Origin of the sequence: Micromonospora sp. SL4-19 (assembly GCF_047921475.1) — a bacterium.
Taxonomy (GTDB): domain Bacteria; phylum Actinomycetota; class Actinomycetes; order Mycobacteriales; family Micromonosporaceae; genus Micromonospora.
In genome coordinates, this window is record NZ_JBLROB010000001.1 from 656,454 (window position 1) to 668,008 (window position 11,555).

Here is an 11,555-nt window from a genome sequence, read left to right on the forward strand (position 1 = left end):
ACCCGCCAGCGCTGCCGGCGCCGGTCGCGGACAGCCGGACGGCGTAGCAGCGGGCTGTGCAGGGTAGAGCAGAAGCATGGGACAGCTGCGCACCTCGCCGCCACCGCCGCGGGCCGCCGAGCTGGAGCGGTGGGATCTCGGCAATCCCGCCGAGCTGCGCGACCTGCGCGCCTCGCTGCGCGAGGCCCTGGCCCGGCACGGCCTGGCCCAGGGCGACGAGCTCGACGAGATCCCGCACCTGGTCGTCCTGGTGGCCACCGAACTGGCGAGCAACGCGCTGCGGCACGGCCTCCCGCCGACCATCGTCACCCTGCTCGCCGCCGACGACTGCCTCATCCTGGAGGTGGCCGACCACGACCTCGGCAGGGTCCCCGAACTGGTCGACACCCGCCCGCTCGACGCCGGCGGGCGCGGGTTGCTGCTGGCGCAGTCGGTCTCCCTGGCGGTCGGTTGGTACGCCACCGGGCGCACCAAGAACATCTGGGCCTCGTTTCCGCGCTGTGCCGGAGGGCGACGCGTGCCACGTACCGCGCAGTAATCACCCCTTCGGCCGGGTCCACGGCGCCGGTGGTGAGGGCGCTCACGGGCGGGCGGGACGGACGCGCCGGTACCGTTCGGGCGGGTGCGCGATCCGCCGCCCGGAGACGACCACGGAGAAGAGGACCGACCGGTGCCGGACGCCGAGCAGCTACTCGCCGCCGCCCTCGCGGCGGCGCGCGGCACCGACGTACGGGAGGCCGAGCGGGCGCTGGACCGGCTGGTGGTCGGCAGTGGCCCGGTGATCGACGCGGCACTGCTCACCCGCCTGGTCCGCGGCGTGGGACGGCTCTGGCCCCGCGGCTGGCAGCCGGTCGACCTGGACCGGATCGCGACCCGGCGGCTGGCGCCGCGCGGGGCGCGGCTGCTCCGGGACGTGCTGGCCGCCCAGCGCCGGGAGCAGTCCGGCACCGTCCCGCAGTGGTTCGACGACCAGCTCGCCGAACTCGGCACGCGCTGGGACGCCGACGCGGGCTGGCTGGACCGCCGCGCCGAGGGCGACCGGATCACCGCACTGCGGGACGCGGTCGACGCGCTCGTGCTGGTCGAGGGGCTGCCGCCGATCGCGGTGCTCCGCCCGCCGCCCGGCAACCCGGCCGCCGCCCCGCGCGCCGCCGCCCCGGCCGCCGGCTCACGGATGCTGGACCGGGTACGCGCGCTACTGGCCAAGGCCGAGTCGACCACCTTCCCGGCGGAGGCGGAGGCGCTCACCGGGAAGGCCCAGGAGCTGATGGCCCGGCACAGCATCGACGCGGCGCTGCTGGACGCGACCGCCGAACGACCGGACCGGCCGGGCGGCGTCCGGCTCGGCACCGACGCCCCGTACGCGGCGGCGAAGGCGCTGCTGATCCAGGAAGTGGCGGCGGCGAACCGGTGCGAGTCGGTGTGGTCCGACGACCTCGGCTTCGCCACCGTGCTCGGTTTCCCCGCCGACCTGGTGGCGGTCGAGCTGCTGCACACCTCGCTGCTGGTGCAGGCCACCGCGGCGATGCTGCGCGGCCGGGGCGAGCGCCGCCCGGGCAGCGGCCGGCGCACGAAGGGGTACGACGAGTCCTTCCTCAACGCGTTCGCGCTGCGGATCGGCGAGCGGCTGCAGGCGGCCACCGCGGCGGCGGGCCGGGAGGCCGCCGGGGAACGGGGCGGTGACCGGCTGCTCCCCGTGCTCGCCGCCCGCTCGGACGCGGTCCGGGAACGGGTCGACCACCTCTTCCCCGGCGTCACCCGGCACCGGCTCCAGGTGCGCGACGCCGAGGGTTGGACGTCGGGCACCTCCGCCGCCGATCGGGCCTCGCTCGACGTCGGCTCCCCGGCGCGCCGGCCGCTACGGCGGGGTCGCTGACTTTTCTCGGGGAAGATGTCGGATCGGACGTCCCAGCTCCGACCCGTCTGCGAGAGACGCCACCGCCGGTGGCCCGTACCCGAGGAGTGGACCGTGAAGTACATGCTGCTGATCTGGAACCGGCCCGGCTTCGTCGAGGAGCTGTCCGAGGAGGAGCGGAACGCGATCTTCGGCGAGGTCGACGAGATCATGAAGGAGCTGACCGAGTCCGGGGAGCTGGTCGGCGGCGACGCCCTGGCCCACCCGTCGCAGACCCGGACGGTCCGAGCCGGCGCCGGTGGCGGCGCCGAGATCACCGACGGGCCGTTCGTGGAGAGCAAGGAGCAGTTCGCCGGCTACCTGATGGTCGACTGCGAGACCCCGGAGCGGGCCGCCGAGATCGCCGCGAGCTGGCCGGACGTGCGGCGCGGAGTCGGGGTGCTGGAGGTCCGACCGGTGATGGAGCAGGCCGGGACGGAGATGTGACACCCCTCGTCGTCGAGGACCTGCTGCGCGCCCTCGCGCCGCAGGTCCTCGGCGTGCTCGTCCGACGGCACGGCCAGTTCTACGCCTGCGAGGACGCCGTGCAGGAGGCGCTGCTCGCCGCCGCCACCCAGTGGCCGGAGCAGGGGATCCCCGACCATCCCCGCTCGTGGCTGGTCACCGTGGCGACCCGCCGGCTCACCGACGAGTGGCGCAGCGAGCGGGCCCGCCGGGACCGCGAGGTCGCGGTGGCGGTCCGGGAGCCGGCGTACGCGGCGGTGGCGCCGCCCGCCGACGAGGAGACGCCCACCGGGGACGACACGCTGAAGCTGCTGTTCCTCTGCTGCCATCCGGCGCTGACCGGCTCCGCCCAGGTGGCGCTCACGTTGCGGGCCGTGGGCGGGCTGAGCACCGCGGAGATCGCCCGGGCGTACCTGGTGCCGGAGGCGACGATGAGCCAGCGGATCCGCCGGGCCAAGCAGCGGATCGAGGCGGCGGGCGCCCGCTTCGTACTGCCCTCGGCCGCCGACCGCGACGAACGGCTGCGCGCCGTGCTGCATGTGCTCTACCTGATCTTCAACGAGGGCTACACGGCCTCCAGCGGCGGTGAACTGCACCGGGCGGAGCTGACCGGGGAGGCGATCCGGCTGGCCCGGGAGCTGCACCGGCTGCTCCCCGACAACGGCGAGATCACCGGACTGCTGGCGTTGATGCTGCTCACCGACTCGCACCGGGCGGCCCGGACCGGCCCGGGCGGGGAGCTGGTCCCGCTGGCCGAGCAGGACCGAACCCGCTGGGACCGGAACGAGATCAAGGAGGGGGTCGCGCTGGTGACCGAGGCGCTGACCTGGTCACCGCCCGGCCCGTACCAGGTGCAGGCGGCGATCGCGGCGGTGCACGCCGAGGCGCCGACGGCGGCGGAGACGGACTGGCGGCAGATCGTCGCGCTCTACCGGGTGCTCGCCCGGATCGCGCCGAACCCGATGGTCACCCTCAACAAGGCCGCCGCGGTGGCCATGGTGGACGGTCCGCGGGCCGGGCTCACCCTGCTGGCGCCGCTCGACGCCGACGAACGCACGGCCGGGCACCACCGGCTCGCCGCCGTCCGCGCCCACCTGCTGGAGCTGGCCGGCGAGCGGGACGAGGCGCGGGCCGCGTACCTGGCCGCCGCCCGGGCGACCACCAGCCTGCCCGAGCAGCGTTACCTGGAGGTACGCGCCGCGCGCCTGGCCGCCGACCGTTGATTCAGAACAGCCGCCCCCGGTACGGATGCGGCCGCCCCCATCGCTCTTCCCACTGCAACAGTTCGGCCTGCCATAGCGGCAGATCGGGCCGGTACTCGCGGATGAGCTCGGGATTGTCCGGGCGGCTCACCAGAAACCGCCAGTACGCCTCGACCGCCTCGCGCACCTCGTCGAGCGAGTAGCGGCCCCGTTCATCCTCGGCCCACTCGCTCTGGAACTCGACGCCGTGGGCGGTGAAGCTGACGTCGTACTTGTCGCTGTCCCACTCGTCCTCCAGCGCCCGGCCGTGCGACACGTCGTCGATCATCGCCAGCGCGTCCAGACAGACCGACTGGTAGACCGAGATGTCGATGATCAGCCAGGCGCCGAGCACTCGGTACCGCTGATCCGTCACCTCGAACAACGGCAGGCGGTACTCGTCGAGCGAGAAACTGATGAACGCCAACAGAGGTCCTTCGGATCAGGGGACGATAGGCCAACCGTGCGTGAACCCGCCCGAGCCATTGTAGAAGCCCTCGATCACGAGGTCCTTGTGCTTCCCACGCCACACCTTGTTGTTGGTGCCCGGCACGGGGCTGGCGTTCTGGAAGGCCCCACTGATGGCGTTGTCCACCTGGGCAGGCGTCCAGTCGTCGGGAAAGAACGAGCTCTCCCCCCCGTTGGGTCCCTTCTTCGGCTTCCATGCCCCGTGCGGCGGGTTGATCGTCGGATCGAAGAACTCCGGCTTGGCGCGGTACGCCCCGGTCCTCGGATCCCTGACGATGGTCCCCGGCTGCAGCCTGCGCCCCGGGAAGTCCTGCCCACCAGGGCGGTAGTGATAACCGGTTCCCTTGGGCATGCCCGGCTTGACATGCCCCCCGCCGATCACGTGCTCAGTGAAGTGCGGGTTCATCCGGTCGGGGCGGCTGCGTCCCTTGGTCCGCTTCAGGAAGCGCAACGCGGCCCGCATCAACCGGCCGCCGGCCTTGCCTCCGCTCATCCCCGCGTCACCCGTCGATGAGCTTCCAGAGGACCTCTTGGATGAGGTTGCCGACGATGGTCCGGGCGAGCTGCTGGAAGATCGGGATCTCCAGCAGCGAGGCGCCGAAGGTGACCGCGGCCGTGGCGATCGCCTGCGCTATCTCGATGGCCAGGAGCACCAGTTGCACGATCACGGCGATCTTCAAGGCGAGGACGATCGCGGCGCAGATGATCAGGCCGGTGCCGGTGAGCACCGCCGCGGTCACCCCGTCGCGCAGGCTGTCGGCGGGGCTGTCCTCCCGGTTCCACCAGGACTGGAAGGCGGTGATGTCCTGACCGATGTGGCCGGACCAGACGGCGGTGGCCCCGGTGTTCGCCTCGGTGACCACGCCGGCGAGGGTGCCGGAGAAGCGGATCCAGGCGTTGCCCATCTCGAAGAGCTTGGCCTCGTCCGCCTCGGGCCAGCTGTAGCCGAGGATGCCCAGCAGCGAGCGCAGTTCCCCGGGGAGTTCGAGGCCCATCGGTCAGCCGCCCAGGGCCTGGTGCAGGCCGTCGAAGCCCTCCTTGATGGCGGCCTCGATCTCGGCGTACTGGATGGCCATGCCGGTGAGATCCGTTCCGGCGGCGGCGATCTCCTGGAGGGCGCTGTCGAAGCACTCGAACGCGAAGGCGGACACCTCGTCGTGGGCGGCCCCGATCAGCGAGCCGATGTCGTCCGAGCCCCAGGGCCGGCCGAAGGCGGCCAGCTCGGCCTGGAACGCCGAGATCGCCTGGCCGAACCGGTCGGCAACCCCTTCCAGCGCGCGACCGGACCCGCTCAGCCCGTCCGGGTCGACCTCGATCGCCATCATTTGCCGCCCTGCCGGGCGAGCCGGTCCTGCGCCTCCACCAGAGCGTCGGTGAACGCGGTGAGCTGCCGGCCGGCGTCCTCCTGGATCTTGCGCAGCCGGTCGCCCAGCGATCCGAGGTCAACCTGTTCGGATACGGCGGCGGTGGCCTTCTCCTGAAGGTCGGCGAACGCCGCGTTGACTGCCTCGGTGATCTCTTCGGCGAGTGACTCGCTCGCCATGCGCATCGCCCGCGCGTCGAGGGTGAGCGCGGTGATCCGCCCGGGTGGACCGACCGTCACCTGGACCAGCCCGTCGGCCGCCTCGCCGTGGCCCTCAGGCGGTGGCGCGTCGGAGTCGGGGCCGCCGGTGAACTGCCCGAGCGCGGACATCGTCTCGGACAGCACTCGCCCGAGGCCGGACGGGTCGACAGGGTGGGCCATGGGGTGGCTCCCTCCGGGGTCGAGGTCGCTTCGCATCCTAAGCGGCCGACGCGAACCACGGTGGCCGATGGTGGGCCGACATCCAGTGTCCGACAGGGACAGCAGACACGCGGTCCACGCGCAGCACGCCGGGCCGGCGTGGTGCCGGCCCGGCGTGGTCTGGCGATACGTCAGCTCTTGAAGGCGTCCTTGACCTTCTCACCGGCCTGCTTGAGGTTGGCCTTGGTCTGGTCGGTGCGGCCCTCGGCCTCGAGGCGCTCGTTGTCGGTGGCCCGGCCGGCGCCCTCCTTGACCTTGCCAGCGGTCTTCTCGGCGGTGTTGTCGATCTTGTCGTCGATGCCCATGGGAACCTCCATTCAGCTGCCTTCCTGTGCAGATGAGGTACCCCGCAGCGGGGGGCTCAACCCCCGGGGACCTCACCGAGGATGTCCCGACCTGCCGCCGCCGGCCCCGGACGGACCGGGACCGGCGGCGGATTCCGCAGCTCAGCCGACCGGGTGGAAGCGCCGCAGCCGGAGGCTGTTCGCCACCACGAAGACCGACGAGAAGGCCATCGCGGCACCGGCGATCATCGGGTTGAGCAGGCCGGCGGCCGCCAGCGGCAGGGCGGCGACGTTGTAGGCGAAGGCCCAGAACAGGTTGCCCTTGATGATGCGCAGCGTCCGTCGGGAGAGCCGGATGGCGTCCACGGCGGCCATCAGGTCGCCCCGGACCAGGGTCAGGTCGGACGCCTCGATCGCCACGTCGGTGCCGGTGCCCATAGCCAGCCCGAGGTCGGCCTGGGCCAGCGCGGCGGCGTCGTTGATGCCGTCGCCGACCATCGCGACCGTCCGCCCCTCGGCCTGGAGTCGCCGCACCACGTCGACCTTGTCGGCCGGCAGCACCTCGGCGATCACCTCGTCGATGCCGACCTCGGCGGCCACCGCCCGCGCGACGGTGGTGTTGTCGCCGGTGAGCAGCACCGGGGTGAGGCCGAGCTCACGCAGTCGCCCGACGGCGGCCCGGCTGGTCGGCTTCACCACGTCGGCCACGGCGAGGACCCCGCGGGCCTGGCCGTCCCAGCCGGCGAGGACCGCCGTCCGGCCGGTGGCCTCCGCGTCGGTCGCGGCCCGCACGACCTCGTCGGGTACGTCGAGACCCCGCTCCCGCAGCAGCCGGAGCCGCCCGACCACCACGGCCCGGCCGTCGACCGAACCGGTCACGCCGAGGCCTTCCGTGTTGGCGAAGCCGGTGACCGCCGGCAGCGCCCCCGCCTCCGCCGCCCCGTCGGCGATCGCCCGGGCGATCGGGTGCTCGGAGGCGGCCTCCAACGCGCCGGCCAGCCGCAGCAGCTCGTCGGCGTCCTGACCGGGGGCGGGGAGCACGTCGACCAGGGTCATCCGCCCGGTGGTGACGGTGCCGGTCTTGTCCAGCACCACGGTGTGGACCTGGCGGGTGGACTCCAGCACCTCCGGTCCCTTGATCAGGATGCCGAGCTGGGCACCGCGCCCGGTGCCGACCAGCAGCGCGGTCGGGGTGGCCAGGCCGAGGGCGCATGGGCAGGCGATGATCAGGACGGCCACCGCCGCGGTGAAGGCGGCCGTCGTCCCCGCGCCGGTGCCGAACCACCAGCCCAGCGTGCCGGCGGCCAGGGCGATCACGATCGGTACGAAGACCCCGGAGATCCGGTCGGCGAGCCGCTGCACGGCAGCCTTGCCGGTCTGCGCCGCCTCGACCAGCTTGGCCATCTGGGCGAGCTGGGTGTCACTGCCGACCCGGGTGGCCCGGACGACCAGCCGACCGCCGGCGTTGACGGTGGCGCCGACGACGGCGTCGCCCGGCCCGACCTCGACGGGGACGGACTCGCCGGTGAGCATGCTGGCGTCCACCGCCGAGGTGCCCTCCTCGACGACGCCGTCGGTGGCGACCTTCTCGCCCGGCCGGACCACGAACCGGTCCCCCACCGCGAGCTGGTCCACCGGGATCCGGGTCTCCCGGCCCTCCCGGAGCACCGCGACGTCCTTCGCGCCCAGCTCCAGCAGGGCGCGCAGGGCGGCGCCGGCGGTCCGCTTGGACCGGGCCTCGAAGTAGCGACCGGCGAGGATGAAGACGGTCACCCCGGCAGCCGCCTCCAGGTAGATGTTGCCGGCCCCGTCGGTACGGGTGATGTCGAGCCGGAACGGGTGGGTCATGCCGGGCATCCCGGCGTCGCCGAGGAACAGGGCCCAGAGCGACCAGCCGAACGCGGCGAGGGTGCCGAGCGACACCAGGGTGTCCATGGTCGCCGCGCCGTGCCGCAGGTTGACCCAGGCCGCCCGGTGGAACGGCAGCCCGCCGTAGACCACGACCGGGGCGGCCAGGGTCAGCGACAGCCACTGCCAGTAGGTGAACTGCCAGGCCGGCACCATGGCCAGCAGGATCACCGGCACGGCCAGCGCGACCGACGTCCACAGCCGGGTACGCAGTCCGCGCAGCTCGTCCACCGGCTCGGCGGTCACCTCGGCCGCCTGTGCGGGCGGCGGCGGTACGACGGCCGTGTAGCCGGTCTTCTCCACGGTGGCGATCAGGTCGGCCGGGGTGACGTCCTCGGCGTACTGGACGGTGGCCTTCTCGGTGGCGTAGTTGACCGTGGCCTCGACGCCGTCCATCCGGTTGAGCTTCTTCTCGATCCGGGCAGCGCAGGAGGCACAGGTCATGCCGCCGATCGCGAGCTCGATCTGGTTCGGCGCGACCGGCAGGGACTTGGCGGTCGATGTCATCGCGGCACCTCCGGTCAATTGTGCCCGTGACCGGGGACGCCGTGTCCGGCGTCCGGGGTCGGTGCGGTGGTGGTGGCCGGCGCGTCCGACGCCGGGGCGGCCTGGTCACCGGCCACGACGGTGAACTCCGCGGTGTGCACCGCGTCGCCGTGCCGGAAGTCCAGGAAGAGACGGTACGTCCCGGCCGAGGGCACCTCCGCGGAGAAGGTGACCGCCGGCCCGGCCGGGGTCCGCCCGTCACCGGGCGCGCCCTCCGGGTGCACGTGCAGGTACGCCAGGTCGCCCTGCCGCAACGCCACCAGGTGCCCGTACGCCCCGAGGTAGGGCTGGAGGTCGGTGACCGGCCGGCCGTCCCGGCTCACGGTCAGGGTGAGCTGGCTGGTGCGGCCAGGCTGCGGCGCCCCGGTCAGCGTGACGGTGAAGCCGTCGACGGTGGTGCTGGTGGCGGGCGCCGGAAGTGGCCGCTCCGCCAGGGCACCGGGGACGGTGACGTCGACCCCGAGCGTCAGCGGCTCGCCACCGGTCGGGGTGAAGTCGGCGAACGCCCGCCAGACGCCGGGCCCGGTGAGCGGCGAGGCGACCCGCCAGGTGCCGTCGGCGCCCAGCTCCGGGTGCACGTGCCGGAAGCCGGAGAGGTCGCGGCGGGCGACGATCAGGTGCATGCGCTTGTCGTGCGCCACGTCGTAACGGGTGACCGGCCGTCCGTCCGGGCCGGTGATCCGGAAGGCGAACTGGCCGGTGGGGGCGGCCACCGGTTGCAGGGTGTAGCCGCGGTCGGAGACGAGCAGCCCGCCGGGCAGGTGGCCGGTGGCGGCGGGCGGGTGGCCACCTTCGCCGTGGCCGGGCTCGGTGGTGTCGTGGCGGGTCTCGGCGGCGGGGGTGACGGGGCCGGCCAGGTGACCGACCCCGTACGCCGCGCCGAACACCGCCACGAGGCCGAGGGCGAAGCCGCTCAGCTTTGTCGCCGTGTTCATGATGGCACCTCGTTTCCTTCGGGTCCGTGGACCCGTCACGCCCCGACGAGGTCGTAGCCGGCCTCGTCGACGGCGGCACGGACGGCGCCCGTGTCCAACGGGCCCTCACTGCTGACGGTGACCTGGCCGGAGGCCAGGTCGACCTGGACGTCGGTGACGCCCGGGATCGCGCTCACCTCGGTGCTGACCGAGTTGACGCAGTGCCCGCAGGTCATGCCCTGCACCTGGTACGTCGTGGTGACCATCGCAACTCCCCTCTCGCCGACCCTCAGCCTATACCCCGGAGGGGTATTTGGACGAGAGACGGCTGCCACTCCTTGCTACCGGTACCCGGTGGGGGTACCCGCCAACAACGAGGAACGTACCATACCCCCGAGGGGTACGCTATCCTGGACGTCATGACCGCACCGACGACCCCGACCCGGGGCTACACCGCCAGCAAGGACCAGCTGCTCGCGCGGCTCCGCCGTATCGAGGGCCAGGTCCGCGGCATCGAGAAGATGGTCGAGGACGACCGCTACTGCATCGACGTGCTGACCCAGATCTCCGCCATCCAGGCCGCCCTGGACAAGGTCGGCCTCGGCCTGCTCGACGGGCATGCCCGGCACTGCATGCACGAGGGCGCCCGCGAGGGCCGCGCCGACGAGATGGCCACCGAGATGATGGCCGCCGTCGGCCGGCTGATGAAGCGCGGCTGACCGTGGCGTTCGACCCGTCCGCGGCCGTCGTGCGGGGGGCTCGCCCGATCCCGCGGTCGGGTGCCCGGGTCACACGCGGCCCGGGCACCCGACCCTGCCGGCTCAGAGCCGGTCGAGCAGCTTCTTCATGGCGTCGATCTCGGCCTGCTGGGCGTCGACGATCCGCTGGGCGAGCGCCCTGGCCTCCGGGTTGACGCCCCGGGCCAGCTCGTCCTTCGCCATGGTGATCGCGCCCTCGTGGTGGGCGATCATCATGGTCAGGAACTGCCGGTCGAAGTCGACGCCGGTGAACGCCTCGAGCTTCGCCAGGTCGGCGTCGGACATCATCCCGGGCATGCCGTGGTCCATTCCCGGCCTGCCGTGACCGGCGGTCGCCGACGGTGCCGGCCGGCCCCAGGCGGCGAGCCAGCCGGTCATGGTGGCGATCTCCGGCGCCTGGGCCGCCCTGATCTGCGCGGCCAGCTTCTTCACCTCGGGGTCGGCGGCCCGGCCGTCGGCCAGCCCGGCCATCTCCACGGCCTGCTGGTGGTGCGGGATCATCATCTGGGCGAACATCACGTCCGCGTCCCCGAACGAGGCGCCGGCGGAGGGCGAGCCGCTGCCCGCCGCGCCGGTGCCGTGGCCGCCGGGGGCGGTCGAGTGGTCGGTGCCGCCGCAGGCGGCCAGGGCGAAGGCGGCGGCGACGGTCGCGCCGGCCAGGGCGGCCCGACGCACGAGGGTACGAGTGAACACGGTTGAACCTTTCGGTGTCGGAACGGACGCAGCGAACGGCGGACGCGGGTCACCGGCTCCTCCGGTTCACCCGCGCCGGGGCGTCCTATCTGCGCAGCACCGACGCCGTCGCCAGGCGCAGCCCGTACGGCCGGGGCGGCGGGGCGCGCGGCCCGGCAGCGGCCCGGTACGGGCCACCGAGGGTCGGGGCGGCGACCCGCGACCGGGCCCGCAGCAGCACGGCGACCAGCAGCGCGACGGCGAACGCGCCGAGCACCGCCAGGCAGACGCTCCACCCGGAGGGATCGCCGCCGAGGTCGCGCAGCGGCAGGGCGCTCCCGTGGCAGCCGTCGCCGGAGCAGTCCTCGACCACGCCGACCGAGCCCGCGACCGGGTGCCCCTCGCCGTGCGCGATGGCGTGGCCGGCGGAGGCGTGCGCGCCGTGACCGAGAGTGTGCATGGCGGTCAGCCCGACCAGGGTGCAGAGCAGCAGCAGGAGCCGGACCCACCGTCCGGTCATCGCCGTCTGCGTACCCATGTCGACCACGGTAATGGGTGCGGCCGGCCGGGCCGGACGGAACGGCCGGGTGGCCGATCGTCGCCAGGGGCCCTGCCCCGACCT

Annotated in this window: 16 protein-coding genes; 5 read left to right on the forward strand and 11 right to left on the reverse strand. The window is 73.5% G+C overall.

The features are described 5' to 3' along the window. Nucleotides 1-76 precede the first annotated feature (76 nt). From ACNAVT_RS02995 to ACNAVT_RS03010, 4 genes are all read left to right on the forward strand, one after another. A complete protein-coding gene (locus ACNAVT_RS02995; RefSeq protein WP_416292534.1) occupies nucleotides 77-538 on the forward strand; it encodes an ATP-binding protein in 462 nt (153 codons plus the stop codon). Between the two features lie 84 nt (nucleotides 539-622). Then, the gene (locus ACNAVT_RS03000; RefSeq protein ID WP_416292535.1) at nucleotides 623-1,876 is read left to right on the forward strand and encodes a DUF2786 domain-containing protein; all 1,254 of its coding nucleotides are present in this window, start codon (nucleotides 623-625) and stop codon (nucleotides 1,874-1,876) included. Between the two features lie 102 nt (nucleotides 1,877-1,978). Beyond that, entirely contained in the window at nucleotides 1,979-2,341 is a 363-nt protein-coding gene (locus ACNAVT_RS03005; RefSeq protein WP_416292852.1) for a YciI family protein, read from the forward strand. Next, entirely contained in the window at nucleotides 2,338-3,582 is a 1,245-nt protein-coding gene (locus tag ACNAVT_RS03010; RefSeq protein WP_416292537.1) for an RNA polymerase sigma factor, read from the forward strand. The genes ACNAVT_RS03005 and ACNAVT_RS03010 overlap by 4 nt, the downstream gene beginning before the upstream one ends. A gap of 1 nt (nucleotide 3,583) precedes the next feature. Here the strand turns inward: ACNAVT_RS03010 and ACNAVT_RS03015 are convergent, their stop codons facing one another. The 9 genes from ACNAVT_RS03015 to ACNAVT_RS03055 form a co-directional block, all read right to left on the reverse strand. After that, nucleotides 3,584-4,027, reverse strand: coding sequence for a hypothetical protein (locus ACNAVT_RS03015; protein ID WP_416292539.1), 444 nt, complete (start codon nucleotides 4,025-4,027; stop codon nucleotides 3,584-3,586). Nucleotides 4,028-4,042: 15 nt separating this feature from the next. Continuing rightward, nucleotides 4,043-4,561 (reverse strand): EndoU domain-containing protein, encoded by a 519-nt coding sequence (locus ACNAVT_RS03020; RefSeq protein WP_416292541.1) that lies wholly within the window; start codon nucleotides 4,559-4,561, stop codon nucleotides 4,043-4,045. Nucleotides 4,562-4,568: 7 nt separating this feature from the next. Beyond that, nucleotides 4,569-5,063 carry a hypothetical protein gene (locus ACNAVT_RS03025; RefSeq protein WP_416292543.1) on the reverse strand — a complete coding sequence of 165 codons (495 nt, stop codon included), beginning with the start codon at nucleotides 5,061-5,063 and terminating at the stop codon, nucleotides 4,569-4,571. Nucleotides 5,064-5,066: 3 nt separating this feature from the next. Further along, nucleotides 5,067-5,390 carry a hypothetical protein gene (locus tag ACNAVT_RS03030; protein WP_416292545.1) on the reverse strand — a complete coding sequence of 108 codons (324 nt, stop codon included), beginning with the start codon at nucleotides 5,388-5,390 and terminating at the stop codon, nucleotides 5,067-5,069. Beyond that, entirely contained in the window at nucleotides 5,390-5,812 is a 423-nt protein-coding gene (locus ACNAVT_RS03035) for a YbaB/EbfC family nucleoid-associated protein (RefSeq protein WP_416292546.1), read from the reverse strand. The genes ACNAVT_RS03030 and ACNAVT_RS03035 overlap by 1 nt, the downstream gene beginning before the upstream one ends. Before the next feature lie 170 nt (nucleotides 5,813-5,982). Continuing rightward, the gene (locus ACNAVT_RS03040; protein WP_416292548.1) at nucleotides 5,983-6,156 is read right to left on the reverse strand and encodes a CsbD family protein; all 174 of its coding nucleotides are present in this window, start codon (nucleotides 6,154-6,156) and stop codon (nucleotides 5,983-5,985) included. A gap of 141 nt (nucleotides 6,157-6,297) precedes the next feature. Beyond that, the gene (locus tag ACNAVT_RS03045; RefSeq protein WP_416292550.1) at nucleotides 6,298-8,550 is read right to left on the reverse strand and encodes a heavy metal translocating P-type ATPase; all 2,253 of its coding nucleotides are present in this window, start codon (nucleotides 8,548-8,550) and stop codon (nucleotides 6,298-6,300) included. Between the two features lie 14 nt (nucleotides 8,551-8,564). Continuing rightward, nucleotides 8,565-9,524, reverse strand: a complete 960-nt coding sequence (locus ACNAVT_RS03050; protein ID WP_416292552.1) for a hypothetical protein — start codon at nucleotides 9,522-9,524, stop codon at nucleotides 8,565-8,567. Nucleotides 9,525-9,559: 35 nt separating this feature from the next. Further along, nucleotides 9,560-9,769 (reverse strand): heavy-metal-associated domain-containing protein, encoded by a 210-nt coding sequence (locus tag ACNAVT_RS03055; RefSeq protein WP_416292554.1) that lies wholly within the window; start codon nucleotides 9,767-9,769, stop codon nucleotides 9,560-9,562. A 153-nt stretch (nucleotides 9,770-9,922) separates the two neighbouring features. Between ACNAVT_RS03055 and ACNAVT_RS03060 the strand changes: the two genes are divergently transcribed. After that, complete coding sequence (locus ACNAVT_RS03060) at nucleotides 9,923-10,222, forward strand: metal-sensitive transcriptional regulator (RefSeq protein WP_416292556.1); 300 nt, start codon at nucleotides 9,923-9,925, stop codon at nucleotides 10,220-10,222. A 102-nt stretch (nucleotides 10,223-10,324) separates the two neighbouring features. Here the strand turns inward: ACNAVT_RS03060 and ACNAVT_RS03065 are convergent, their stop codons facing one another. Both ACNAVT_RS03065 and ACNAVT_RS03070 read right to left on the reverse strand, forming a co-directional pair. Continuing rightward, on the reverse strand, nucleotides 10,325-10,954 hold the full coding sequence (locus ACNAVT_RS03065) for a DUF305 domain-containing protein (RefSeq protein WP_416292558.1): 630 nt from the start codon (nucleotides 10,952-10,954) through the stop codon (nucleotides 10,325-10,327). Nucleotides 10,955-11,039: 85 nt separating this feature from the next. Then, nucleotides 11,040-11,471 (reverse strand): DUF6153 family protein, encoded by a 432-nt coding sequence (locus ACNAVT_RS03070; RefSeq protein WP_416292559.1) that lies wholly within the window; start codon nucleotides 11,469-11,471, stop codon nucleotides 11,040-11,042. Between the last annotated feature and the right edge of the window lie 84 nt (nucleotides 11,472-11,555).